Annotated in this window: 21 protein-coding genes; 14 read left to right on the top strand and 7 right to left on the bottom strand. The window is 73.8% G+C overall.

Features of this window, described 5'->3' with window-relative positions:
- Positions 1–114: 114 nt before the first annotated feature.
- The 13 genes from ACZ6JS_RS05005 to ACZ6JS_RS04945 all read left to right on the top strand — a co-directional run bounded on the left by ACZ6JS_RS05005 (position 115) and on the right by ACZ6JS_RS04945 (position 17975).
- Positions 115–1353 (top strand): ROK family transcriptional regulator, encoded by a 1239-nt coding sequence (locus tag ACZ6JS_RS05005; RefSeq protein ID WP_469295829.1) that lies wholly within the window; start codon positions 115–117, stop codon positions 1351–1353.
- An 89-nt stretch (positions 1354–1442) separates the two neighbouring features.
- Positions 1443–2783, top strand: coding sequence for an ABC transporter substrate-binding protein (locus ACZ6JS_RS05000; protein WP_469295827.1), 1341 nt, complete (start codon positions 1443–1445; stop codon positions 2781–2783).
- A 3-nt stretch (positions 2784–2786) separates the two neighbouring features.
- Positions 2787–3731: a carbohydrate ABC transporter permease gene (locus ACZ6JS_RS04995; RefSeq protein ID WP_469295826.1), complete on the top strand. Its 945-nt coding sequence runs from the start codon at positions 2787–2789 to the stop codon at positions 3729–3731.
- Positions 3728–4585 (top strand): carbohydrate ABC transporter permease, encoded by an 858-nt coding sequence (locus ACZ6JS_RS04990; protein ID WP_469295824.1) that lies wholly within the window; start codon positions 3728–3730, stop codon positions 4583–4585. Before ACZ6JS_RS04995 ends, ACZ6JS_RS04990 begins: the two co-directional genes overlap by 4 nt.
- Positions 4586–4590: 5 nt before the next feature.
- The gene (locus tag ACZ6JS_RS04985; protein WP_469295822.1) at positions 4591–5865 is read left to right on the top strand and encodes a family 4 glycosyl hydrolase; all 1275 of its coding nucleotides are present in this window, start codon (positions 4591–4593) and stop codon (positions 5863–5865) included.
- Positions 5856–6845, top strand: coding sequence for an N-acetylglucosamine kinase (locus ACZ6JS_RS04980; protein ID WP_469295820.1), 990 nt, complete (start codon positions 5856–5858; stop codon positions 6843–6845). The genes ACZ6JS_RS04985 and ACZ6JS_RS04980 overlap by 10 nt, the downstream gene beginning before the upstream one ends.
- Before the next feature lie 210 nt (positions 6846–7055).
- On the top strand, positions 7056–8465 hold the full coding sequence (locus ACZ6JS_RS04975) for a hypothetical protein (protein ID WP_469295819.1): 1410 nt from the start codon (positions 7056–7058) through the stop codon (positions 8463–8465).
- Between the two features lie 143 nt (positions 8466–8608).
- Positions 8609–9556, top strand: coding sequence for a glutamate ABC transporter substrate-binding protein (locus ACZ6JS_RS04970; protein ID WP_469296406.1), 948 nt, complete (start codon positions 8609–8611; stop codon positions 9554–9556).
- 122 nt (positions 9557–9678) lie between these two features.
- Positions 9679–10962, top strand: coding sequence for a coiled-coil domain-containing protein (locus tag ACZ6JS_RS04965; RefSeq protein ID WP_469296404.1), 1284 nt, complete (start codon positions 9679–9681; stop codon positions 10960–10962).
- Positions 10959–13967: a tetratricopeptide repeat protein gene (locus tag ACZ6JS_RS04960; protein ID WP_469295818.1), complete on the top strand. Its 3009-nt coding sequence runs from the start codon at positions 10959–10961 to the stop codon at positions 13965–13967. Before ACZ6JS_RS04965 ends, ACZ6JS_RS04960 begins: the two co-directional genes overlap by 4 nt.
- A 3-nt stretch (positions 13968–13970) precedes the next feature.
- Positions 13971–15569 carry a protein phosphatase 2C domain-containing protein gene (locus tag ACZ6JS_RS04955; RefSeq protein WP_469295817.1) on the top strand — a complete coding sequence of 533 codons (1599 nt, stop codon included), beginning with the start codon at positions 13971–13973 and terminating at the stop codon, positions 15567–15569.
- Positions 15570–15602: 33 nt separating this feature from the next.
- Entirely contained in the window at positions 15603–16928 is a 1326-nt protein-coding gene (locus ACZ6JS_RS04950) for a VWA domain-containing protein (RefSeq protein WP_469295816.1), read from the top strand.
- A gap of 45 nt (positions 16929–16973) precedes the next feature.
- Positions 16974–17975 carry an FHA domain-containing protein gene (locus ACZ6JS_RS04945; protein WP_469295815.1) on the top strand — a complete coding sequence of 334 codons (1002 nt, stop codon included), beginning with the start codon at positions 16974–16976 and terminating at the stop codon, positions 17973–17975.
- Here the strand turns inward: ACZ6JS_RS04945 and ACZ6JS_RS04940 are convergent, their stop codons facing one another.
- Entirely contained in the window at positions 17976–18965 is a 990-nt protein-coding gene (locus ACZ6JS_RS04940) for a methyltransferase domain-containing protein (RefSeq protein WP_469295814.1), read from the bottom strand. It abuts the gene before it with no gap.
- A gap of 83 nt (positions 18966–19048) precedes the next feature.
- Between ACZ6JS_RS04940 and ACZ6JS_RS04935 the strand changes: the two genes are divergently transcribed.
- A complete protein-coding gene (locus ACZ6JS_RS04935) occupies positions 19049–19453 on the top strand; it encodes a globin (RefSeq protein ID WP_392155063.1) in 405 nt (134 codons plus the stop codon).
- Positions 19454–19518: 65 nt separating this feature from the next.
- Here the strand turns inward: ACZ6JS_RS04935 and ACZ6JS_RS04930 are convergent, their stop codons facing one another.
- The 6 genes from ACZ6JS_RS04930 to ACZ6JS_RS04905 all read right to left on the bottom strand — a co-directional run bounded on the left by ACZ6JS_RS04930 (position 19519) and on the right by ACZ6JS_RS04905 (position 25798).
- Positions 19519–20229, bottom strand: a complete 711-nt coding sequence (locus tag ACZ6JS_RS04930) for a DUF8010 domain-containing protein (RefSeq protein WP_469295812.1) — start codon at positions 20227–20229, stop codon at positions 19519–19521.
- Entirely contained in the window at positions 20226–20675 is a 450-nt protein-coding gene (locus tag ACZ6JS_RS04925; protein WP_030655344.1) for an acyl-CoA thioesterase, read from the bottom strand. Before ACZ6JS_RS04925 ends, ACZ6JS_RS04930 begins: the two co-directional genes overlap by 4 nt.
- Positions 20676–20697: 22 nt before the next feature.
- Positions 20698–22362: an energy-dependent translational throttle protein EttA gene (ettA, locus tag ACZ6JS_RS04920; protein ID WP_469295811.1), complete on the bottom strand. Its 1665-nt coding sequence runs from the start codon at positions 22360–22362 to the stop codon at positions 20698–20700.
- A 122-nt stretch (positions 22363–22484) separates the two neighbouring features.
- The gene (locus ACZ6JS_RS04915; RefSeq protein WP_469295810.1) at positions 22485–22712 is read right to left on the bottom strand and encodes a hypothetical protein; all 228 of its coding nucleotides are present in this window, start codon (positions 22710–22712) and stop codon (positions 22485–22487) included.
- 216 nt (positions 22713–22928) lie between these two features.
- Positions 22929–24407: a phosphatase PAP2 family protein gene (locus tag ACZ6JS_RS04910; RefSeq protein WP_469295809.1), complete on the bottom strand. Its 1479-nt coding sequence runs from the start codon at positions 24405–24407 to the stop codon at positions 22929–22931.
- Between the two features lie 83 nt (positions 24408–24490).
- On the bottom strand, positions 24491–25798 hold the full coding sequence (locus tag ACZ6JS_RS04905) for a thioester domain-containing protein (protein ID WP_469295808.1): 1308 nt from the start codon (positions 25796–25798) through the stop codon (positions 24491–24493).
- Between the last annotated feature and the right edge of the window lie 10 nt (positions 25799–25808).

The following is a 25808-nucleotide window of genomic DNA, read 5'->3' as shown; positions in this document are numbered from 1 at the left end:
CGCTGCCCCGCAGCCGGCCCTCAGGGGCCGGCCCCGCGGGGCAGCGCCATTGACACGGTTCGAAGGGTGATAGGAAACTTACCTAACAGATCGCCTTTGAGGGAGAGCCGCCGCATGCCCGCCGCCACGCCCGGAACACCCAGCCTGTTGCGCGCCATGAACGACCGGGCCGCACTCGACCTCCTCCTGGCGCACGGCCCGCTGTCGCGGACCCGCATCGGGCACCTGACCGGGCTGTCCAAGCCCACCGCCTCCCAGCTGCTGGCCCGGCTGGAGGCCGCCGGGCTCGTGGTGGCCACCGGCACCGACGGCGGCCGCCCCGGACCCAGCGCCCAGCTGTACGCGATCAACCCGCGGGCCGCGTACGTCGGCGGCCTCGATGTCACCCCGGGGCGCGTCCTGGCCGCCGTCGCCGACCTGACCGGCGCCGTGATCGCCTCCCACGAGGTCCCGTACACGGAGGGCGCGGCGGCGGTCGACCAGGTGACCGAGGCACTCGGCGGTGCCGTCAAGGCTGCCGGCCTGCACCGTTGCGACCTGCACCGGGTTGTCATCGGCACGCCCGGCGCCTTCGACCCGCAGACCGGCCGGCTGCGCTACGCCAGCCACCTCCCCGGCTGGCACTCCCCCACCCTCCTCGAGGACCTGGCGGCAGCCCTGCCGATGCCCGTCGAGTACGAGAACGACGTCAACCTCGCCGCCGTCGCCGAGCAGCGGCTCGGCGCCGCCCGCGGACACGAGGACTTCGTCCTGCTGTGGAACGAGGAAGGGCTCGGCGCCGCGCTGGTCTTCGGCGGACGGCTGCACCGCGGCTGGACCGGCGGCGCGGGCGAGGTGGGCTTCCTGCCCGTGCCGGGCCGCCCCCTGGTCCGGCAGGTCACCCGGGCGAACTCCGGCGGCTACCAGGAGCTCGCCGGCGTGGAGGGGCTGCCCCGCCTCGCCGCGGAACTGGGCGTCGAAACGCCCAACGGCCCGGCCGCGTATTCGGCGGACGGCCCCGACGCGGGCCCGCACGGCCCGGAGGTCGCCGCCGCGGTCGCGCTGCTCGCCCGGGCCGCCGCCGCGCCCGAGGGGGCGCACCTGCGCCTCCTCCAGGCGTACGCCACCGCACTGGCCACCGGCCTCGCCGCGCTGGTCGCCGTCCTGGACCCGGAGATCGTGGTCCTGGCGGGGGCCGCGATCGGCGCGGGCGGCGAACCGCTGCGGGAGCTGCTGGAGGCCGAGCTCGCCGAACTGGCCCCCTCCCGCCCCCGGCTGGTCCCGGGCGAGGTCCTTCAGCGGCCCGTCCTGCACGGCGCGCTGGAGAGCGCGCTGGCCGCCACCCGGGACGAGGTCTTCGACACCTCCCGCTGACCCCGCCTCACCCCGCACACCCCCACACGCTCCGCCGGCACTCCACAGGCCCCACCGGAAGTTCCCTCCCGCAGAGAGCGAGCCCCGCCATGCCCAGAACCGGACGCCTGACCACCGCAGCCGCCCTCCTCGCGGTGATATCCGCACTCGCCACGGCCTGCACGGGCCGGGCCGCCGACGCCGCCACCGACGACCCCGAGGCGGAGGTCACCCTCTCCTTCTGGCACGGCTGGTCCGCCCCGGGCGAGGTCAAGGCGATCGAGGACGGCATCGCCCGCTTCGAGGAGGAGCACCCGAACATCACGGTCGAGGTCACCGGCAACATGACCGACGACAAGATCAACCAGGCGCTGCGGGCGGGCGGGGACAAGGCCCCCGACGTGGTCTCCTCCTTCACCACGGACAGCGTCGGCAAGTTCTGCAACTCCGGTGCCTTCGCCGACCTGAACCCCTTCCTGCAGAAGTCCGGCATCGACAAGGCGAAGGTCTTCCCCAGGCCCCTGCTGGAATACACGCAGTTCAAGGGCAACCAGTGCACCCTGCCGCTGCTGAACGACGCCTACGGCCTCGTCTACAACAAGACCGCCTTCGCGGCCGCCGGCATCACCGAACCTCCGAGGACCTGGAGCCGGTTCGTCGAGGTCGCGCAGAAGCTGACGAGGGCGGACGCGTCGGGCGACAGTTACGAGCAGGTCGGCCTGATGCCCACCTTCCACGGGTACGAGACCACCCCCATGCGGCTGGCCGCGCAATGGAGCCCCACCTACTTCGACGCGGACGGCCGGTCCAACCTCTCCCGGGACCCGGCCTTCGCGAAGATGCTGACCGTGCAGAAGGACCTGGTGGCGGCGCTCGGCGGGTACGAGAGGCTGGAGCGGTTCCGCAGCACCTTCGGCGACGAGTGGAGCGCCGAGCACCCCTTCCACACCGGCCGGGTGGCCATGCAGATCGACGGCGAGTGGCGGGCGCCCATGGCCGAGGAGGCGGGTGTGGGCTTCGAGATCGGCACGGCTCCGCTGCCCGTCCCGGACGACCAGGCCGCCGACTACGGCAAGGGCTACCTGTCCGGCACGGTCGTCGGCATCGCCTCCGGCAGCAAGAAGCAGAACGCGGCCTGGGAGCTGGTCAAGTACATGACCACCGATACCGAGGCGGTGGTGGCCTTCGCCAACGCGATCCACAACGTGCCGTCCACGCTCGCCGCCCTGGCGTCCCCGGCCCTGGAGGTGACCCCGCAGCTGCGGACCTTCATCGACATCGCCCGGCACCCGAAATCCGGCACCACCCCGGCCCGGGCCGACGGCGGCACCTACCAGCTGACCTTCCAGGACTTCGCCTACGCGGTCGAGAAGGGCGAGGTCGCCGACATCACGGCCGGCCTCGCCAAGGTCGACCGGCAGATCGACACGGACATCGCGAAGGCGGAGTAGCCGATGTCCGCCGCCCGCGCCCCGCGGTCGAAGCGCCTGCGGCCCGCACTGCGGACCGCAGCCTTCCTGTCCCCCTGGCTGATCGGATTCTCGGTCTTCTTCGTATACCCCCTGCTGTCCACCGTGTACTTCTCCTTCACGAAGTACGACGGCTTCCGCCCGCCCGCCTTCAACGGCCCGGACAACTGGAGCTACGTCTTCGCCGACTATCCGCTGTTCTGGCCGGCGATGCGCAACACCCTGTGGCTCGTGGTGGTGATGGTGGGCTGCCGCGTCGTCTTCGGCCTCGGCGTCGGCCTGCTCGTCACGAAGATCAAAACCGGGGCAGGGGTCTTCCGGACCCTCTTCTACCTGCCCTACCTGGCGCCACCGGTCGCCGCGACCCTGGCCTTCGTCTTCCTGCTCAACCCCGGCACCGGCCCCGCGAACACCCTGCTGGACGCGGTGGGACTGCCCACCCCCGGGTGGTTCACCGACGCCGACTGGTCCAAGCCCGCGCTGACCGCCCTGGCGCTGTGGGGGGTGGGCGACCTGATGGTCGTCTTCATGGCCGCACTGCTCGACGTACCGAAGGAGCAGTACGAGGCCGCCGAGCTGGACGGCGCCGGGGCCTGGGCGCGGCTGCGCCACATCACCCTGCCCACCATCTCGCCGATCATCATGTTCGCCGTGGTCACCGGGGTCATCCAGGCCATGCAGTACTACACCCAGCCGCTGGTGGCGGGGAAGGTCGCAGCCGGGGTGATCGGCGGTTCCGGCCAGCAGTTCGAGCCGGGCTACCCGGACCGGTCCACACTGACCCTGCCCCAGCTCGTCCACAACCTCGGCTTCCAGCGCTTCGACTACGGCGCCGCCTGCGTCGTGGCGCTGGTCCTGTTCGCCCTCTCCATGGCCTTGACCGCACTCCTGGTGCGGCGCCGCGGCGGTCTGATCGGAGCAGGACGATGAGCACCCGCCGGACCGTGGCCGCCCAGCGGCGCAAGGCCGCGCTGCACTGGATCGCGGTGCACTCGCTCGGTGTGGCCGCCGCCCTCTTCTTCGTCCTGCCCTTCGTCTTCCTCCTGCTCACCTCCCTGATGGGCGACCGGCAGGCGCTGACCCGCGACCTGTGGCCCGACACCTGGGAGTGGGGCAACTACGCCCGGGTGTGGCACACGCCCGGCTTTCTGACCTGGTGGCGCAACACACTCCTGTACGCGGGACTGGGCACCCTGTTGACCGTGGTCTCCTCCGTGCCCGTCGCGTACGCCCTCGCCAAGTTCCGCTTCCGCGGGCGCGACCTGTCGCTGATGCTGGTGGTCGCGATGATGATGCTGCCGCCGCAGGTGGTGGTCATCCCGATGTACCTCTTCTGGGCCAGGCAGCTCGACCTGTCGGGCAGCCTGTGGCCGCTCATCCTCCCGATGGCCTTCGGCGACGCCTTCTCCATCTTCCTGCTGCGCCAGTTCCTGCTGACCATTCCCGACGACTACCTGGACGCGGCGCGCGTGGACGGCTGCGGCGAGGTGCGCACCCTGCTGCGCGTGGTCGTGCCGATGGCCAGGCCCGGCATCGCGGCCGTCGCCCTGTTCCAGTTCTTCTACGCCTGGAACGACTACTTCGGCCCGCAGATCTACGCCTCCGACAACCCCGCCGCCTGGACGCTCAGCTACGGACTGGAGTCCTTCAAGGGGGCGCACCACACCAACTGGAACCTGACCATGGCCGCGACCGTGCTGGTCATGGCCCCGGTGATCGTCCTCTTCTTCTTCGCCCAGAAGGCGTTCGTCGAGGGAGTCACCCTGACCGGCGTGAAAGGCTGACGACGTTGAAACTCGCAGTGGTGGGCGGCGGTTCCACCTACACCCCTGAACTGATCGACGGCTTCGCGCGGCTGCGCGACGCCCTGCCGGTCGAGGAGCTGGTGCTGATCGACCCGGCCACCGAGCGGTTGGATCTGGTCGGCGCCCTGGCCCGCCGGATCTTCGCCCGGCAGGACCACTCCGGCCTGGTCACCACGACCACCGACCTCGACGCGGGTGTCGCCGGGGCCGACGCGGTCCTGCTCCAGCTGCGCGTCGGCGGCCAGGCCGCCCGGCTCCAGGACGAGACCTGGCCCCTGGAGTGCGGCTGCGTGGGACAGGAGACCACCGGCGCGGGCGGGCTCGCCAAGGCCCTGCGCACCGTCCCGGTGGTCCTCGACATCGCCGAACGGGTCCGCCGGGCCAGCCCCGACGCCTGGATCATCGACTTCACCAACCCGGTCGGGATCGTCACCCGGGCCCTGCTGCGGGCCGGGCACAAGGCCGTCGGCCTGTGCAACGTCGCCATCGGCCTCCAGCGGAAGTTCGCCGCCCTGCTGGACCTGGCCCCCGCCGACGTCCACCTGGACCACGTCGGCCTCAACCACCTCACCTGGGAGCTGGGCGTGCGCCGGGGTGGACCGGCCGGCGAGGACCTGCTGCCCGGGCTGCTCGCCGCCCACGGGGAGGCCGTCGCCGCGGACCTGCGGCTGCCGCGGGCCGTGCTGGACCGGCTCGGCGCCGTCCCCTCGTACTACCTGCGCTACTTCTACTCCCACGACGAGGTCGTCCGGGAAATGGGCAGCAAGCCCTCGCGGGCCGCGGAGGTCGCCGCGATGGAGCGAGAACTGCTCGCCCTGTACGCGGACCCGGCGCTCGACGAGAAGCCGGCGCTGCTGGCGAAGCGGGGCGGCGCCTTCTACTCGGAGGCGGCCGTGGACCTGGCGGCCGCGCTGCTGGACGGCGGCGGCACGGACGTGCAGGTGGTCAACACGTACAACAACGGCACGCTGCCCTTCCTGCCCGACGACGCCGTCGTCGAGGTCCAGGCACGCGTCGGCGCCACCGGTGGCCCCGGCCCCGTGCCGCTCCCGGTGCCGCGCCTGGACCCGCTGTTCGCCGGGCTGATCGCGCACGTGACGGCGTACGAGGACCTCGCGCTGGACGCGGCCCTGCGCGGCGGCCGCGAACGGGTGTTCAAGGCGCTGCTGGCACACCCGCTGGTCGGCCAGTACGACCTGGCCGAAGGGCTGACCGACCGGCTCCTGGCGCACAACAAGGAGCACCTGCCGTGGGCGTGACCCTCCCTCCGGTCCTCGCGATCGACGCGGGCAACAGCAAGACGGACATCGCGCTCCTCGGTCCCGACGGGTCGGTGCTGGCCACCGGGCATGCCGGGGGCTTCCAGCCGCCCCGCACCGGGGCGGCCGCGGCCGTGGACGTCCTGGCCGAGGCGCTGGCCTCGGCGGGGGTCCCCGCCGGCGGCGGGTCGGGGCCCGTCGCCGAACACGTGTCGGCCTGCCTCGCCAACGCCGACTTCCCGGTGGAGGAGCGGCGGCTGGCGGACGAGATCGGGCGCCGCGGCTGGGGGCGCACCACCGCCGTGCACAACGACACCTTCGCGCTGCTGCGCGCCGGCCTGCCCCCGGGCGCGCAGCCGCGGGGTGTCGCCGTGGTGTGCGGGGCGGGCATCAACTGCGTCGGGATGACGCCGGACGGGCGGACCGCGCGCTTCCCCGCGGTCGGGCGGATCTCCGGCGACTGGGGCGGCGGAGGCGGACTGGCCGAGGAGGCCCTGTGGTTCGCGGCGCGGGCGGAGGACGGGCGGGGCGCGGCGACCGAGCTGGCCCGGGCGCTGCCCGCCCGCCTGGGCCACGACTCGATGGCCTCCCTGATCGAGGCGATGCACCTGGGCGACGTCCCCGCCGCCCGGCGGCACGAACTGGCGCCGGTGCTGTTCGAGGTGGCCGCCGCCGGGGACCCGGTGGCGCTCTCGCTGGTGCACCGTCAGGCCGACGAGGTCGTGGCCATGGCCGTGGTGGCGCTGGCACGCCTCGGCCTGCTGGACGAGGAGGTGCCGGTGGTGCTGGGCGGCGGGGTGCTGGCGGCCCGGCATCCCGGCCTCGACGACCGGATCGCGGCGGGCCTCGCCCAACGGGCCCCGCGAGCCCGGGTCACGGTGGTCACGGCGCCTCCTGTGCTGGGCGCCGGGCTGCTGGGCCTGGACGCGCTCGGCGCCCCGGCGGAGGCCCACGGAAAACTCCGTGCCCATTTCGGTTGAACCCGCCCCGGAAAGCGCCCGGTCTGGAACCGTTGCGGCGGTAAGGACGTATTGACGGTGAAGGGGTGACGAAAGGCACCCGCGGGGGCGGATCGCCCCGGATCCAGCACCGGGTGCTGTGGTCCACCGGCACTACGGCCATACTGCTGCTGCGCAGGGGGACCCCCCCGGCGCCGGCTGGGGGACGACAGGACCGAGGGGGAGGTCACGGTGGCGATCACTTCACGCGCGCCCGCGCCCGGGGGCGGTGTCTCCGCGCCGCCCGCCGTCGCGCCGGCGTCGCCGCCCGACGGGCCGCCGGGGCGGAGCACCGCCTGGTCCGAGGGAGTGCAGCGGCTGCGTGAGGCGGCCACCACCGAGCCGGGCCGGCTGCGGATCATCGGAGCGGCACTGGCCGCCCTGATCGTGCTGTTCGGCACCGTGAGCGTGTGGGAGATCTCCGCCCGGGCCACCGCCGCCGACGACGTGGTGGGGCGCAGCCAGCCGCTGAGCGCGGACGCGGCCAGCATCTACCGCTCCCTCGCCGACGCCGACACCACCTCCTCCAGCGGATTCCTCCTCGGCGCGCAGGAGCCGCGCGAGGTCCGCCAGCGCTACGAGAAGGACATCGCCAACGCCTCACGCCTGCTGGTGAGTGCCGCAGCCAACACCGGCGGCAGCAAGGAGTCCCGCGAGCAGATCACCCTGCTGAGTGAACAGCTGCCGCGGTACACCGGCCTGATCGAGCAGGCCCGGGCCACCAACCGGCAGGGCCTGCCGCTGGGCGGCGCGTACCTCCGCTACGCCAACGAACAGATGACCACACAGCTGCTGCCCGCCGCCCAGCGGCTGTACGAGGCGGAGACCCGTCGGCTGCACACCGACGACGACGACGCCCGGTCCTGGCCGCTGGGTTCGCTGGGCCTCGGCCTGCTCGCCGTGGCCGCCCTGGTGTGGGCGCAGCGGCGCAACTACCGCCACACGAACCGGGTCTTCAACCACGGGCTGGTGGCCGCCACCGCCGCCTCCGTGGTGGTGCTGCTCTGGCTGTCCGTCGGCCACACGGTGGCGCGTTCGTCACTGAGTGAAGCCCGCACGGACGGGCAGGAGTCGATGAAGGTGCTCAACGACGCGCGGATCGCCTCCCTCCAGGCCCGGGCGAGTGAGAACCTGACACTGATCGCGCGGGGCGCCGTACTGGCCGAGGACAAGAAGTCCGACAAGTACGACGTGGACTTCACGAACAACATGAAGCAGCTGGACGCGGGGCTCGCGACCGCGCTGCGGCTGGCGGACGACGACGACGGCCGGACGCCGGTGAGCCGGGCCGTGGACGGCGTCGAGCAGTGGAAGCAGCGGCACACGGCGGCCCGGGAGGCGGACTTGAAGGGCGACTACGAAGCCGCACTGCCCCAGGTCGTCGGGGACGCGCAGCACAAGGAGAGCAGCGGCGCCGCCTTCGACACGGTGGACGCCTCCCTGGAACAGGCCGTCGCCCACGAGCAGCGGGAGTTCACCCGCGCCGCCCAGGACGGGCTCGGCGCGCTGACCGGCCTGGTGACGGGCGCGGCGGTACTGGTGGTCATCGGCGCGACAGCGGCCCTGCTCGGTATCGGGCGCAGGCTTTCGGAGTACAGGTGAGAGCGATGCGGATACGGGCGGGGCGGACGGCCGAGAGCCATGGGGAGTACGCGGAGCACGAGGTCCGCAGCCGTGCCCCGGGCCCGGTGTCCGGGGTCCGGCGGGCCGCGCGCCGGCTGCGCGGCTGGGGCGGCGTGAGCGCGATGGCGGTCGCCTGCGCCGTGACGGCCGCGGTGGTGTTGCTGCCGCTGGCCCACGCGACTCCGGACGCCACCCCCGCGGTCCCTGCCCACGGACCCGCCCCGGCGGCCCCGGCGGCGCCCTGGGTCCTCTCGGACACCTGCCAGGACCCCGAGGCGAGCTTGCGCCCGTCCGACGTGGACGGTGCGGCCATCGCGCGGATCAAGGCGGCGGGCAAGCTCGTCGCGGGCGTGGACCAGAACAGCTTCCGCTGGGGGTACCGCAACCAGACCGCTGAGGGCGGCCGCCTCGACGGCTTCGACATCGACCTGGTCAAGGCGATCGCCAAGGACATCCTCGGTGACGAGAACGCGGTGATCTACCGGGCGATCCCGACGAGCCAGCGCATCCCCGCCCTCCAGGAGGGCCGCGTCGACATCGTCGTGCGGACCATGACCATCAACTGCAAGCGGCTGGAGGACGTCGCCTTCTCGACGGCCTACTTCGAGGCCGGGCAGCAGGTGCTGGCACCGAAGGGCTCGCCGATCACCGGGTACGACGCCTCGCTGAAGGACAAGCGGATCTGCGTCGCGGCCGGTTCCACGGCCGAGAGCGCGCTCAAGGCCCAGTCCTACGGCGCGGCGCCGGTCACCGTGGCCAACCAGCTCGACTGCCTCGTCCGGCTCCAGCTGGCCGAGGTCGACGGCATCATCACGGACAACGCCCTCGCCGCCGGCCAGGCGGCGCAGGACCCCTCGGTGCGGCTGGTGGGCTCGCCCTTCACCCGCGAGTTCTACGGGGTCGCCATGAACAAGGACGCCCCCGACCTGGTCCGCCGGGTCAACAAGGTGCTGGAGAGCTACCGCGCGGGCGGCAATGACAGCCCGTGGATGAAGGCGTACCTCAAGCACCTCCAGCCCGTGCTCCCCGGCGTGGCCGGGCCGCCCGCGCCCAAGTACCGGGAGGGCTGAGGCCGGTGGCGATTTCGGGCACGGGACCGGGCACGAGGTCGGAGGCGGAGGGCGACACGGAAGCGAACACGGAGGCGGCGGCGGAAGCGGAGGCACAGTCGGTGGAGGTGGGGTCTGCAGTGATGGACCGGGACGGCGTCGACCGCGCCCTGACCAGGCTGGGCGCCGAGCACGAGGCCGTCGAGACCTCGCTGCTCGCCCTCCAGGACCACGCCGGGCGCCGGCTGCTGGAGGGCGCCGAGCTGGCCGGGCTCACCAAGGAGCGGTGGGCGGCCGCCGACGCGGACATCACCCTGCTGTGGACGTACTTCGACGCCTACAGCGGGGCGCTGACCGCCGCCCGGGAGGTCCGTGAGCGGCGCCGCTGGCCCAACCGCGACGACCTGGTCGAGCTGACCGAGCGGCTGCGCGGGCCCGGCGTCCTGATCGCCGGGTCCGCCACCGGGGGCGCCGCGCTGGCGGAGCGGCTCTCCCTCGCCGAACTCGTGACCCGGATGAACGACCTCTACGCGCGTTCTCTGGACGTGGTGGTCGCGGCCGACGCCGTCTGGTCGGCGCTGCCCGCCCGGATCGACCTGCTCTCCGCCGAGCTGCACCGCACCCGGTCGCTGGCCCACTCGGTGGGCGTGCGGCCGGGTGAACACCCCGCGGGCGACGACCTGGAGCGCATCACCGCCGAACTCACCGACCTGCGCGCCCAGGTGATCGCGGATCCGCTGGCCTTCTGGCGGTCCGCCGCCGGCAGTTCCGCTCCCGGCGGCGGCCGTCCGGACACCGGGCGCTACGACCGGGCCGCGCTCGCGCTGGAGGACGTACGCCGCGAGGTCGAGGCGGTGCTGACCGTACGGCAGGACGCCGAGCAGCGGCTGATCAGCCTGCGCGACGTGCTCTCGCGGGCCGACCGGACCCTGGCGGAGGCGCGGACGGCGCGCGGCGAGGTGCTGGCGAAGATCGCCGCCTCCGAGGTGCCCGTGGTCAGCGGCCCGCCGACGGTGCTCCAGGAGCAGCTCGCGGCGGCGGCCGACCACCGGCGCCACGCGCGCTGGCACCGGCTCTCCCCGCTGCTGGAATCCCTGGAGGAGCGGGCCGAGGAGGAACTGCGCAGGGCCCGTGAATCGTTGACCGCGGTGACGGCTCCACTGGCCGTGCGGGCCGAGCTGCGCGGGCGGCTGGACGCCTACAGGGCGAAGGTGGCCCGCCACGGGCTGGCGGAGGACCCCCTGCTGATCGAGAGGTACGACACGGCGCGGCGGATGCTGTGGAGCGCGCCGTGCGACCTTCGGGCCGCCGAACAGGCCGTCCTGCGCTACCAGCAGGCGGCGGCGGAGTCGCTGGTGCCGCAGCACCGGCCCGGGCCACCGCACGGAGCAGAGCGGCCCGACGGGCCGGGGACGGAGGACGCATGAGCCGGAACGGAGCAGTGTGCGTCCGCCCCGGCTGCCCGGGGACGTACGAGGACATGGGCGGCGGCGAGCTGTACTGCGACACCTGCGGCCTGGCCCCGGTCGGCTCGGTCGCGGCGGGCGCGGAGAAGCTGGTGTCGCCGCCGACGGGCATGACGAGCGCGGCCCGCGGTTCCCTGGGCTCCGCACGGTCCCATGGCTCCCACGGGTCACAGGGCTCCCAGGGGTCCCACGGTTCGACGCGTTCCTCGGCCTCGGCCCGGTCCTCCCGGTCCTCCCGGTCCTCCTCCTCCCGCCGCTCGGTGTCGGGTCGGCTGTCGCGGTCCCTGACGGGCGGGGCGTCCACCCGCTCGGTCTCGGTGCGCAGTTCGGGCTCGGCCCCCTCCTCCTCGGGGCGCAGCCGGCTGGGCGCCGGCCTGGTCAGCGTTCCGGAGGTACCGCGCCCGGATCCCTCGACGGCGGTACTGGAGAACCCGGAAGTGCCCGAGCGCAAGCGGTTCTGCTCGCGTTCGGACTGCGGCGCCCCGGTGGGCCGGGCCCGCGGGGACCGGCCGGGCCGGACGGAGGGCTTCTGCACCAAGTGCGGGCACCCGTACTCCTTCGTGCCCAAGCTCCGCGCCGGTGAAGTGGTGCGCGGCCAGTACGAGGTGGCGGGCTGCCTCGCGCACGGCGGCCTCGGCTGGGTGTACCTGGCGGTGGACCGGGCGGTCGCGGACCGGTGGGTGGTCCTCAAGGGCCTCCTCGACACCGGCGACCAGGACGCGATGGAGGCCGCGATCTCGGAACGGCGCTTCCTGGCGGAGATCGAGCACTCCAACATCGTGCGGATCTACAACTTCGTGGAGCACCTGGACCAGCGGACCGGTTCGCTGGACGGGTACATCGTCATGGAGTACGTCGGCGGCAAGTCGCTGAAGGAGATCGCGAACGAGCGGCGCCGGCCGGACGGGCGGCGCGACCCGCTGCCGGTGGAACAGGCCTGCGCCTACGGCATCGAAGCGCTGGAGGCGCTGGGCCACCTGCACAGCCGGAACCTGCTGTACTGCGACTTCAAGGTCGACAACGCGATCCAGCAGCAGGACCAGCTCAAGCTCATCGACATGGGCGCGGTGCGGCGGATGGACGACGAGGAGTCGGCCATCTACGGCACCGTGGGCTACCAGGCCCCGGAAGTCGCGGAGCTCGGGCCGTCGGTCGCCTCCGACCTGTACACGGTGGCGCGCACGCTGGCCGTCCTGACCTTCGACTTCCAGGGCTACACCAATGTGTTCGTGGATTCGCTGCCGGACCCGGAGCACATCGAGGTGTTCCGGCGGTACGAGTCCTTCTACCGGCTGCTCGTCCGGGCGACCGACCCGGACCCGGGGCGGCGGTTCGCCTCCGCGCAGGAGATGGCCGACCAGCTGACCGGTGTGCTGCGGGAGGTGGTCGCGCTGCAGACGGGCATGCCGCGGCCGCAGCTGTCCACCCTCTTCGGTCCGGAGCTGCGGGTGCCGGACACCCGGCTGTTCGCCCGCACGGACACGGCGGACACGGTCGTCTCCCGCCTGGGCGACCGCGCGGTCGCCCCCCGCCGGGGCGGCGGCGGTCTGCGGAGCCGCTGGGGCCGCGCCCTGCCGACGGCTTCGGCGCCGGGCAGAACCGGTGTTCCGGCCACGGCCGCCGGCACGTCGGGCCCGCAGGGCTTCACCCGGCCCCGCGGCAGCACCCCGCCGGGCGCCACGCCCGTGCCGGGCGCGGCCTCCTCCGCGGTATCTGCCGCCGCGTACCCGCCCGCCTTCGGCCCAGGCACCCCGCCCGGTGGCGTGAGCCTGCCCGCGGCGGCCCCCGGCGCGCCGGGCCCCTGGCACCCAGCGCCCGGCGGCGCGGCCGCTGCGGCGGTGACCGCCGCGCCCGGCGCGGGAGACCCGCCCTCCTTCGGCGGAGGCAGCCTGCCCGGCGCAGCCTCGGGCAGGGCCGGGCTCGGGACCACCGCCACGCATGTGGCCGGGGCGGCCGTGCCCCGGGCACGGCGGGCTCCCGCGACCTCGGCGGGCCCCGCGCCCGCCGCCGTGACCCCGCCGCCCGCCGGGGCGGTGCGCCCTGTCACCACGCTGGATGCCCGCGACAGCGCGCTGGCGCTGCCCGTGCCGCTGGTGGACGCCGCCGACCCCAACGCCGGTTTCCTGACCGGTCTGCTGGCCTCCGCGCCCGGCGATCTGCTGGGCGCGCTGGCCTCGGCGCCCGCCGACTCGGCCGAGCTGCGGCTGCGGGAGCTGCGCGCCCGGCTGGAACTCGGCGAACTGTCCGCGGCCGGGGCCGCGCTGGCCGAACTCGAGGCCCGTCACCCGGACGACTGGCGGGTCGTCTGGGCCCGCGGCATCGCCTCGCTGGCCACCGGTGACGACGAGACGGCGGCCCTGTCCTTCGACGCGATCTACGACGCCTTCCCGGGCGAGCCGGCGCCGAAGCTGGCCCTCGGGCTGTGCGCCGAGGTGCTGGGCCAGCTGGACAACGCCGCCGAGTACTACCGCCTGGTCTGGATCACCGACCCGGGATTCGTCAGCGCGGCCTTCGGGCTCGCCCGGGTCCAACTGACCGCCGGCGACCGGGACGGAGCCGTGCGCACCCTGGAGTCCGTGCCGGAGGCGTCCATCCACTACACCGCCGCGCGGGTGGCGGCCGTACGCGCACGTCTGCGCGACCGCTCACCGGACGAGCCGCTGCTGGCCGATCTCGCGGCCGCCGCCGACCAGGTGGAGGCCCTGCGGCGGTTCGGGCTGGACCCGGAACGGCAGGAGTTGCTGGCGACGGAGGTTCTGGGCTCGGCCCTGGACTGGGTACTGTCGGGTGGCCGGGGTGCCGACCCCGGTCGGACCTCGCTGCTCGGCAGTCAACTGGACGAGCGGGGCCTGCGCTTCGGACTGGAGCGCTCGTACCGCGTACTCGCCCGGCTGGCACGGCGCGGCGAGGAGAGGATCGAACTGGTGGAACGGGCCAACCGTTTCCGTCCCCGGACGTGGGTGTGATTGATGTCGATGCATCGGCTGTCGGGCTGCCCCAGCTGCGCGGAACCCCTCGAAGAGGGTGACCGTTTCTGCGGTCTCTGCGGCTATGCCCTGACCCCTTCTCCCGCGGCGGCGTCCACGGACCACCCGACCGTCCCCATCCCACCGGCGCCTCCCGCGCCGGCCGCGCCCGCGCCTCAGGCCGCCGTCACCGCGCGGGCCCAGGCCGCCCCCGCGGGCGGCTACGGGATCCCGGCCCGGGCCGGCTCGCAGGGCTCCGCCGGCGCGGGCGAACCCGCCCCCGGCTGGGGGAGCGTGGCCGCGGCCGCGCCGACGCTGGTGGGGGACCCGGCCGACTGGGCCGCCCCGGCACAGCATCAGCCGGAACCGGAACCGGATCCTCGCCCGAGCCCGGCCGGAGCCTCGTACGCGGGCGCGGGCGGGGAGAATCTGTACGGCACCGGAACGGCTCCCGAGGGAACCTCCTCCCGGGGCGCGGCCGATCCCGCCCGCCGGCGCGCCCAGGACCCGACGGACGGCCCGGAAACCCGCCACGACCGCCCCGGCGGGGACCCCGGCACATCGCCCGAGGGGGCGCCCCGGGCCGCGGACAACCCGTACGGGAACCCGTACGACAGCGCCTCCCCTTCCGGTGCCGCGCCGGGCGGCAAGACCTGCGTGGCCTGCCGGGCCGGGCACGTCGACACCGACGGGTACTGCGAGCACTGCGGGCACGCGCAGCCCCGGGAGCGCGACCACGTCGAGGAGGAGCTGGGCAGCGTCGCCGCCGTCAGCGACCGGGGGCTGCGCCACCACCGCAACGAGGACTCGTTCGCCGTGTCGGCCACCGCCCTGCCCGACGGTTCGGCCGCCACCGTGGCCATCGTGTGCGACGGGGTCTCCTCCGCGAGCCGCCCCGACGAGGCGTCGGCCGCCGCGGCGGCCGCCGCGAACGAGGCCCTGCTGGAGGCCCTCCCCCGCGGCGCACACCCCCAGGAGGCCATGCACGAGGCGATCCTGGCCGCCGCCGCGGCGGTCGACGCCCTGGCCCCGGAGGTCCCCGGCGCTCAGAACGCGCCCGCCTGCACCCTGGTCGGCGCCGTCGTCAGCGGCGGTCTGCTGACCATCGGCTGGGTGGGAGACAGCCGCGCCTACTGGGTGCCCGACGACCGAGCCGCGCTGCCCCGCCGCCTCACCGAGGACGACTCGTGGGCCGCCCAGATGGTCGCCGCCGGCCTGATGGGCGAGGCGGAGGCCTACGCGGACGTCCGCGCGCACGCCATCACCGGCTGGCTGGGCGCCGACGCGTACGACCTCGAACCGCACACCGCGATCTTCAAGCCGGACCACCCCGGCGTGGTCGTGGTCTGCACGGACGGACTGTGGAACTACGCGGAGTCCGCGCGGGAGATGGCCCAGGTGCTGCCCGCCGACGCGGCGGTCCGCCCGTTGCACAGCGCACAGGTGCTCGTGGGGCACGCCCTCGACGGCGGCGGCCACGACAACATCACCGTGGCTGTCGTGCCGTTCGCCACGCAGCCCGAACGGGATCGGGGAGCGGCCCCGGAGCCCGGCGCGGCAGCACCGCCGGAACCGGAAGTGGAAGCGCGCCCGCAGGTCTGACCCGCCTGCCCGAGCCCTCTAGGAGTCCAGCCGATGGCGAATTTCGCCAAGCCGAGCGCACCGCGCTTCAGCGTGGACGTGTACCAGAACGAGTTCCTTCCCGAAGGCGGGCGGGACGTCCACGCCATCGTCACCGTCACCGCCACCGGCGGTGGCAGCGTCACGCGCGGGAAGCCCGCCGACGGCACGGCCGCCGTGGTGATCATGGTCGACTGCTCCGGTTCCATGGAGTACCCGGCGGAGAAGATGCGCGGCGCCCGTGAGGCCACCGCGGCGGCCGTCGACACCCTGCGCGACGGCACCGCCTTCGCGGTGATCGCCGGCACGCACGTGGCGAAGGAGGTCTATCCCGGCCAGGGCCGCCTCGCCGTCGCCGATCCCGTCACCCGGGCGCAGGCCAAGGAGGCGCTGCGCGGCCTCAGCGCCGGCGGGGGCACCGCCATCGGCACCTGGCTGCGCCTGGCCGACGGCCTGCTGCGCGGCTCCACGGCCGCCATCCGCCACGGCATCCTGCTCACCGACGGACGCAACGAGCACGAGGAGCCGGCCGTCCTGCGCGCCACCCTCGACGCCTGCGCGGGCCGGTTCACCTGCGACGCCCGGGGTGTGGGCACCGACTGGGAGGTGAAGGAGGTCACCGGCATCGCGAGCGCCCTCCTCGGCTCTGCCGACATCGTGGCCGACCCGGCGCACCTCACCGAGGACTTCACGCGCATGATGGAGAACGTCATGGGCAAGGAGGTCGCGGACGTCTCACTGCGCCTGTGGACCCCGGTCGGCGTGGAGATCCAGTACGTCAAGCAGGTCGCGCCGACCGTCCAGGACCTGACCGACCGCCGCACCGACACGGGCCCGCGCGCGGGCGACTACCCGACCGGGTCGTGGGGCGACGAGTCCCGCGAGTACCACGTGTGCGTACGCGTCCCCGGTGCGGCCGTCGGCCAGGAGATGCTCGCCTGCCGTGCCACCATGGTGCGGCCCGCGGCGGGCGGCGAGCCCGAGGCCGTCCTGGCCCAGGGCCTGGTGCGCGCGGTGTGGACGAACGACGTGGCCGCGTCCACCGCCATCAACCCGCAGGTCGCCCACTACACCGGGCAGGCGGAGCTGGCGAAGGCTATCCAGCAGGGCCTCGAGGCCCGCAAAATGGGCGATGTCGATGGTGCTACGGCCAAACTCGGACGGGCCGTACAACTGGCGAGCGTCTCCGGGAACGCCGACACAGCACGACTCCTGTCGAAGGTGGTGGATGTGGTGGACGCGGTGGCAGGTACTGTGCGGCTGAAAGCGAAGGTTGCCGACGCCGACGAGATGACTCTCGAAACGCGTTCGACGCAGACCGTCCGAGTGAAGAAGTCCTGAGAGCCTCCCGCGATGACGCAGGGAGAAGAAGGGGGAAGAGCCGCCATGCCGACCTGCCCGAACGGGCACCAGTCCGCCTCCGACGACTGGTGCGAGGTCTGCGGCCACCGCATGGGTACCCCGGAGGGGCCCCCCGCGGTGCCTTCCTACGGCTACGGCTTCCCCCCGACCGCCGGTGAACCGACGGCCCAGGCAGAACTGTGCCCGCAGTGCCGGACCCCGCGCGAGGCCATGGCCCCGTTCTGCGAGGAGTGCCGGTACAACTTCCTGACCCGCTCGGCGACCTCGTACACGCCGTCGGCCGCGGACCCGGCTCCGCCGGGGCCCGGCGCGGGCGCCCCCGCCGGGCCCCGTCCCGGCAGCACACCCCCGCCGCCCGTGCCCGCGCCGGGGACCTACGCGCAGGACCACTTCGAGTACCAGGGCTCGCGGCCGTCCCGGGTCAACCGCCCGGCCGAGCCGCTGCAGCGCGAGGACGACTGGCTGCTGTCGCCGCCCTCGCACGAGCCGCCGCAGGCCTACCAGCAGACCCCGCAGCCCCAGTACCAGCAGCAGCCCCCGCCGCAGCACCAGCAGGAGTACCAGCAGGAGTACCGGCAGCAGCCCCAGACGCCGTCGTACCAGCCCCTCCCGCCCCAGGGCGGTTCCTGGTCCGCGACGATCGGCCCCGACCGCTCGTACTTCATGGCGATGATGCAGCGCAGCGGACCGGAGGCGACCGGGCTCAACCTCCCCGCGTACTCCCCGGAGCAGCACCTCCCGCTGTCCGGCGGCCAGATCACCATCGGCCGCCGCCGCGCCTCCACGGGCGAGTCCCCCGACATCGACCTGTCGGTTCCCCCGGAGGACCCGGGTGTCTCCCACCAGCACGCGGTGCTGGTGCAGCAGCCCGACATGAGCTGGGCCGTGGTGGACCAGAACTCCACCAACGGCACCACCATCAACGGCGGAGAGGACCCGATCCAGCCCTACGTCCCGGTCCCGCTGGCCGACGGCGACCGCGTCCACGTGGGCGCCTGGACCACCATCACCATCCGCCGCGGCTGATCACGCCTCTCCCAGGGGCCATACGTAGGGCCCCTGGGGGTCGTCCAGCCATGACCACTGGCCTTCCGGGCCGACCGAGACCCCGAAGCGTTCGCGGGCCGGGCGGCCTTCGCTGCGCCACAGGTCCAGGGCCTCGCGGGGGGTGAGCACCCCGGCGGTCAGCACCAGCATGAACTGGAACCGCTCGTTCTCCACCAGGTCGTACGGGAGCCCGCGCACCATCGCCATCCGGTCGGGCGGCGGTACGGCCGTGGCCCCGCGCAGGGGGACGAAGTAGGCCGCGGTGTGCAGGAAGCGGCCCTCCGCGACATCGGCGTCCCGGACCGTGAGCGCGATCAGCCCGGTCGACAGCGGGGCCAGGATGCGCGCCCCCGGCCGGCACTGGCCGAGCCAGGCGTGCGGGACCAGCGGGAGGGTGCAGGTCACCAGGATCCGGTCGAAGGGGGCCCGGGCGGGGCAGCCCCGGGCGCCGTCGCCGGTGGCCACGGTCGGGTGGTACCCGAGGTGGGCCAGGTGGGCTCGCGCGGACTCGGTGATCTCCTCGTCCAGGTCCACCGTGGTGACGTGCTCGTCGCCGAGGCGGTGGCAGAGCAGTGCCGCGTTGTAGCCGGTGCCCGCGCCGATCTCCAGGACGTCGTCGCCGTCGCGGACGTCGAGGGCGGCCAGCATCTTCGCCATGAGGGAGGGCTGGCTGCTGGAGGAGACCAGCCGGCCGTCGCGCAGCCGGGTCGCCAGCGGAGCGTCGACGTACACGCCGCGCAGCCAGCGGGCACGGATCTGGGGGTCGGGGTCCTCGGCCCAGAGCCGTTCCTGGCCGGCGCCGCGCTCGGTCCAGAAGTAGGGGACGAAGACGTGCCGGGGCACGGCCGAGAAGGCCGCCCGCCAGCGCGGGTCGTCCAGTACCCCCGCCGCGGTCAGCTCCCGCACCTGGGCGGCGTGCGCGGTCTCCCGCAGATCCCGCGTCCCGGTGCGTGCCGTGTGTGCGCCCATGCCTCCACTGTCCTGCGCCCGGCCCCCACGTGCGAGCGCGAAGGCGCCCCCGGGCGGTACCGGACGTCTGAGACGATGGTCGGGTGAATGAGATTCCGCGGGGCGGCCTTCAGGAGCAGACCTTCTACGAGCAGGTGGGCGGCGAGGACACCTTCCGTCGCCTCGTGCGGCGCTTCTACCAAGGGGTCGCGGAGGACCCGCTGCTGCGCCCGATGTACCCGGAGGAGGATCTCGGTCCGGCCGAGGAGCGGTTCGCGCTGTTCCTGATGCAGTACTGGGGCGGTCCGACCACCTACAGCCAGCACCGCGGCCACCCGCGCCTGCGGATGCGGCACGCACCGTTCCAGGTGGACTCGGCGGCCCACGACGCCTGGCTGAAGCACATGCGGGTGGCGCTGGACGAGCTGGACCTGGCGCCGGAGCACGAGGCGCAGCTGTGGAAGTACCTCACGTACGCCGCCGCGTCGATGATCAACACGGCGGGTTAGGGAGTCACGCCGGGGGCCGGTCCCCGGGCGGGGGGGCCGGGGGTCGGACCGGGCCGGACCCGGTCTCAGACCGGGCGGACCTGGAAGGCGCCGAGGCCGCCGGTGGCGCCGGGGCGGCGGGTGGCGACGGAGCCGTACGGGGTGCGCAGCCGCAGCCAGCTCCCGGAGGCGAGCAGCGCCACGGGGTCGGGGGCGGCCGCGGGCGTGGGCGCGGGGACGGCGGCCCGTACCGGCCGCAGGAAGCCCAGGGACTGCGCGGCGTGGGCGACGCGCAGCGGGAGCTCGGTGTCGCCCAGGGTGCGGGACCAGATCTCGCGGCCGATGCGGTCACGCTCGGACCGGGTCCGGTGCTGCGCGGGCAGGGCCTCGTCGCGGGCTCGGAATTCGGCGACGGAGGCCGCCACGGCCTGCGCGATCGCCTCGGGTCCGGGCAGCCCCGGCACCTGCCGCCAGCCGCCGCGGGGCGGGAGCACCCCGGTCCAGGGCGGTCCGGTGACCGGCCCGGGCACGGTGGCCTCGGCCGTGGCCTCGTCGACGGATTCCAGGAGCTCTCCGGCGGACACGGTCACGTCCAGCGGCGTCGCCACGGGGACGGCGAGCCGCACGGTGCGGATGGCCAGGACCTCGAAGGAGGGCGGCCGCCCGAACACGCCGAGCGCGCCGCCGAGCGCCTGGAGGCGGACGGCGGCGGCCCGGTCGTAGTGCACCAGCCGGCCCAGGAAGGCGGCGAGGTCCGCCGCCTCCCCGGAGTCGGCGAAGCGCAGCTGCTCGCTCATGCCGCGATGGCCTCGGAACGCGGCTCGTCGAGGTACTCCTCCAGGAAGTGCCTCTCCTCGGCCGTGATGCGGCGCGGCCGTCCAGCGGCGAGGTTGTACGGCACGACCACGGTCTCCGCGCGCACGTAGACCGTTTCGGGCCTGTCCTCGGTCGCCTCGTCCTTGACCTCGTAGCGGATGGTCAGGGAAGCGGCGCCGATCCGGGTCACCCAGGACTCGATGAGGACGGGCTCGTGACGGTGCACGAGGGGCAGCTTGTAGTCGATCTCGTGGCGGGCCACGACGGATCCGCCCGTGAAGGACTCGCTGCCCTCGCCCGGCGCGAGGCGGAACATGAAGTCGATCCGCGCCTCCTCCAGGTAGCGGAGGAAGACGACGTTGTTGACGTGCCCGAAGGCATCCATGTCCGCCCAGCGCAGGGGGCAGCGGTAGTGGTGTCTGGCCATGGCCGTGACCTCAGCTCTCCCCTCAGCCTCGGGTGAGCTTCTTGTAGGTGGCGCGGTGCGGACGGGTCGCGTCCGGGCCGAGCCGCTCGATCTTGTTCTTCTCGTAGGACTCGAAGTTGCCCTCGAACCAGAACCACTTGGAGTCGCCCTCGTAGGCCAGGATGTGCGTGGCCACTCGGTCCAGGAACCAGCGGTCGTGGGAGACGACCACGGCCGCACCGGGGAACTCCAGCAGCGCGTTCTCCAGCGAGCCCAGGGTCTCGACGTCGAGGTCGTTGGTGGGCTCGTCGAGGAGCAGCAGGTTGCCGCCCTGCTTGAGGGTCAGCGCGAGGTTCAGGCGGTTGCGCTCACCGCCCGAGAGCACACCGGCCGGCTTCTGCTGGTCCGGGCCCTTGAAGCCGAAGGCGCTGACGTACGCGCGGGACGGCATCTCGACCTGGCCGACGTTGATGTAGTCCAGCTCGTCCGACACGACCGCCCAGAGGGTCTTCTTGGGGTCGATGTTGGCGCGGCCCTGGTCCACGTACGAGATCTTGACGGTCTCGCCGACCTTGATCTCGCCGGAGTCCGGCTTCTCCAGGCCCTGGATCATCTTGAAGAGCGTGGTCTTGCCGGCGCCGTTCGGGCCGATGATGCCGACGATGCCGTTGCGCGGCAGGGTGAAGGACAGGTCGTCGATGAGGACCTTGTCACCGAACGCCTTGGAGAGGTTGTTGACCTCGACCACGATCGAGCCCAGGCGCGGGCCCGGCGGGATCTGGATCTCCTCGAAGTCCAGCTTGCGCATCTTGTCGGCCTCGGCCGCCATCTCCTCGTAGCGGGCGAGGCGGGCCTTGGACTTGGCCTGGCGGCCCTTGGCGTTGGAGCGGACCCACTCCAGCTCTTCCTTGAGGCGCTTGGCGCGCTTCTCGTCCTTCTTGCCCTCGACCTTGAGGCGCTCGGCCTTCTTCTCCAGGTAGGTGGAGTAGTTGCCCTCGTAGGGGTGGGCGCGGCCGCGGTCGAGCTCGAGGATCCACTCGGCGACGTTGTCCAGGAAGTAGCGGTCGTGGGTGACGGCCACGACGGCACCCTTGTACTGGGCCAGGTGCTGCTCCAGCCAGTTCACCGACTCGGCGTCGAGGTGGTTGGTGGGCTCGTCGAGGAGCAGCAGGTCGGGGGCCTCGAGCAGCAGCTTGCAGAGGGCCACGCGGCGCTTCTCGCCACCGGAGAGGTTGGTGACGGGCCAGTCGCCGGGCGGGCAGCCCAGGGCGTCCATGGCCTGCTCCAGCTGGGCGTCGAGGTCCCACGCGTTGGCGTGGTCCAGGTCGTCCTGGAGCTTGCCCATCTCCTCCATCAGCTCGTCGGTGTAGTTCGTCGCCATTTCCTCGGCGATCGCGTTGAACCGGTTGAGCTTCTGCTTGATCGGGCCGACGCCGTCCTCGACGTTCTCCAGGACGGTCTTGGACTCGTCGAGCTTCGGCTCCTGCATGAGGATGCCGACGGAGTAGCCGGGCGAGAGGAAGGCGTCGCCGTTGGACGGCTGCTCGATCCCCGCCATGATCTTCAGAACGGTGGACTTACCGGCACCGTTCGGGCCGACCACACCGATCTTCGCGCCGGGCAGGAAGTTCAGGAAGACGTCGTCAAGGATCACCTTGTCGCCGTGTGCCTTGCGCGTCTTGCGCATGGTGTAGATGAACTCAGCCAAGAGAAACCGTCCGGCAGATCGATGGTGGGCAGATACACCCCATCTTGCCGTACGTCCATACCCGCGGGCGAATGGGTAGGTCAGAGCCCTCGAGCCGGGGATGTGCCCGCAGGCGGGTCCGGTCAGGCCGCTTCCCGGCGCGGGGGCGCCTTCCGTGCCTTCACCCCGACGGCGACGAGCGCCAGCCCGACGGCGACGATGCCCAGGTGGGCGGCGGACGGAAGGTCGACGACCTTGTGCAGCCACCCCCACTCCGTACCGAAGAAGGTTCGGGAGGCGAAGCCGAGGAGCCCCTGGACTCCTACGACGTAGCCGATGCTCTCGACGGTGTATCCGATGGTTGTCCGCACGGGTCAACCCTCTCGCGGCCGCGCCGCGGGGTCGTCCTCCACAGGGCCGAGGTGGCAGTAGGCCGAAGGATGCAGTCGCCGAAGGATGCTGGGGGCCGGAGGATGCTGGGGGCCGGAGGATGCAGTGGCCGCGTCCTGACGATCCGGCCGGGTTCGTGCCGCTTCCGGACGGCCTTGTCCGGGCCCCCGGCCCGCCCCGGTTCCGCGGGGCGGGCGTCAGAGGGGGCGGTAGACCGTGAGGGCCCCGGGGAGGGTGTCGAGGACCAGTTCGCCCGGCGCCTTGGCGTATTCGCCGTCGTAGGCGAGCGGGGTGCCCTTCGGAACGGACCCGATGCGCAGGCTGCGCAGGTGGGTGGCGGCGTGGACCGGGGACCGGCTCAGCGGGCCGGCGAAGGCGGCGGCCAGCAGGCGGGGGCCGGGCCGTCCGCCGCCGTAGACGACCCGCAGGTCGAGCAGACCCTCGCCGACGCTGTCGCGGCGGCCCGGGGTGGGGCCGGTGCCGTGGTAGGTGCCGTTGCCTGCGAAGAGAAGCCAGACACTGCGTGGCCGTCCGGCCAGTCGCAGCCGTACGGGCCGCTCGGCGCGCAGGACCTTCCAGGCGGCCAGCAGCGCGGCCGGGCCGCCGCCGATGCGCGGGCCCCAGCGCAGCCGGTGGCGCAGCAGTTCCGGGTAGGCGCCGATGCTGAAGTTGTTCAGGAAGTAGCCGGGCTCGCCGTCTGGGCCGGGTCCCGGGGAGAAGCGGCCCACGCCGATGTGGACGGCCTCTCCGTGTTCCAGGGCCTCGCAGGTGCTCTCGGGTCCGATGAGGCCGAGGTCGAGCGCGAAGTGGTTGAGGGTGCCGCCGGGGAACACGGCCAGGGGTACCCCGGCCCGCAGGGCGGCGGTGGCGGCCGCGTTGATGGTGCCGTCGCCGCCGCACACCCCGAGTACGGTGGCGTGCGCGGCCGCCTCAGCGAGTGCGGGAAGCAGGTCCCCGCCCGTGCACTCGACCACCTCGGCCTTGGGCAGCCGGGCGCGCAGTACGTCTTGCACGGCCGCCGCCGTCCCGGACCCGGTGTTGACGACCACCGTCAGCCCGGCCCCGTCGGGCAGCGCCGGGACCCCGATCGCCTTCGGTTCGTCGCCCGGCACGGCCCGGGCCTCCTGCACGTCCCGCGCGAGCCGGCGTACGACGAGGGCGGCGGCGACGCCCAGCGCCGCGCCCGCGACCACGTCGGAGGGGTAGTGCACTCCGGTGTAGACGCGGGAGAACGCCACCGACGCGGCGACCGGGGCGAGCGCGGCGCCGAGGGCGGGGGCCTCGAGCGCCAGCCCGGCGGTGAAGGCGAAGGCGGACGCCGAGTGCCCGGACGGGAAGGAGGTGGTCTGCGGCTGCACGGCCAGCTGCCGCACCACGGGCACTCCCTCCAGCAGCGGCCGGGGGCGGCGTACGGACCATTTGCCGACGGTGTTGATGGTGGAGGAGGCCAGCGCCAGTGAGGCCGCCCCGCGCAGGGCGGCCTTGCGCGCCCGGGCCGATCCGAAGACGGCGATGGCAGCGGCGGCCCCGCCCCACAGCACCCCGTGGTTCGCGGCACGCCCCAGGCGCGGCAGCACGCGGTCGGCGCCGGGCCAGTGCCTGCGGGCCACGGCGTCGAAGAGCCGGCGGTCCCACCGCGCGAAGGTGCCGGTCCAGGTCAGTTCTTGATCAACCATCTTCTGCCTCTACCCCCGATCCCGTGGCGGAACCGGCCCGGCGCTCCGCGCCGGCCGGCCTTCCTTCCCTTCCCACTCCTCTCCTACTCCTCCTCGTCGAGGGGGCGCTTGCGCAGCAGCAGGACGACGAGGCCGCCCAGTACGACCAGGCCCACCGCCAGGGAGGCGATGACGGGCGTGGCGGCCGAGCTGCCGCTGGTCGCCAGCCGCTCCTCGTCCGGGGAGGACGTGGGGAGCGACGCGGACTGCGCGCCCAGCGCGACCGCCGCCGAGCCGGCGCCCGGGTCCGATGCCGGGGTCGCGCCGGCCTCGGGCGCCGGGGCCGGCTGCCAGGCCGCCCGCGCCGTGGCGGCGGCCACGGACTCGCTGGAGCCGGCCACGATCTGCGCCTGGGCGGGGACGCCGCTGGTGAATACCCGGCCGACGGGCACCCTGGTCGCCCCCTGGACGGTGACCGAGGCCGTCCCGTCGGGGGTGCCCGCGGGCACCTCGAAGTAGATCCGGCTCCCGTTGACCGCCGTGGTCAGCGGCTGCCCGTCGGCGTCCACGACGCGCACCCCCATGGCGACGGCCGCCGCGTCCGGGACGACCGACACGCTGCGCGCGCCGGTGCGCACGGTCACCGGGCCGAGCCGCGTACCGACCGGCCCCGAGACGTCGCCGGGGTCGAGCCCCAGAGAGGCGGGCGGCTCCGGCAGCTGTCCCGCCGCCCGCTGGAGATAGTCGGCGAGCTTCTCCGCGGCCGGGTCAGCCGCCTCGACGCGCACGCCGTCCGCGAGCCGCCAGATCGCCACCTGGGTACCGGCCGCCGCGCTCTCCGCGGTGAGCGACACGGCTCCGGCCGCCTTGGCGAGCCCGGCCAGGTCGTTCAGCTGGGGGTAGGAGTGCTCCAGCACCCAGCGGATCCGCCCGGCCTGCCCGTTGCCCGCCAGCGGGCTGCCGCTCCAGCCGCTCTCCGTGTACCGGGCCTGCGGCTGGGCGTTGCCCGCCACCCCGACCCCGTACGTCTGGAGCATCCCGCCGCCGTCGACCCGCATCTCGTACAGGCCGGCGGGGATGTGCCGCACCGATCCGTCGCCGCCGTGGAGGACCGCCTGCCCGAACGTCTTCAGCCCGTCCAGGACGGCGCTCGCGCCCTCCGGTGAGCGGGGCGCCGGAGGGCCGGAGTCGGCGGCGGCCCGGGCGCCGGGCGCGGTGGCGAGGGCCGCGGCGAGCAGGGCGGCCGCGAGCGGCCGGCGCGCGGAGCCCCGTACCGCCGCGGCGGGTTCGAACGGGCCGGGACCAGGGGCGCAAGCGCCTGCGGGAACAGCGGGTGCGGGAGCAGCGGGAGCAGGAGCGGGAACAGCAGGAGCGGGAGCAGGAGTGGAGGATGCGGGAACGGCAATCGACACAGTCTTCCCC

This window comes from Streptomyces sp. NPDC046349, assembly GCF_055587885.1.
This window is presented reverse-complemented; position numbering and strand designations above follow the sequence as displayed.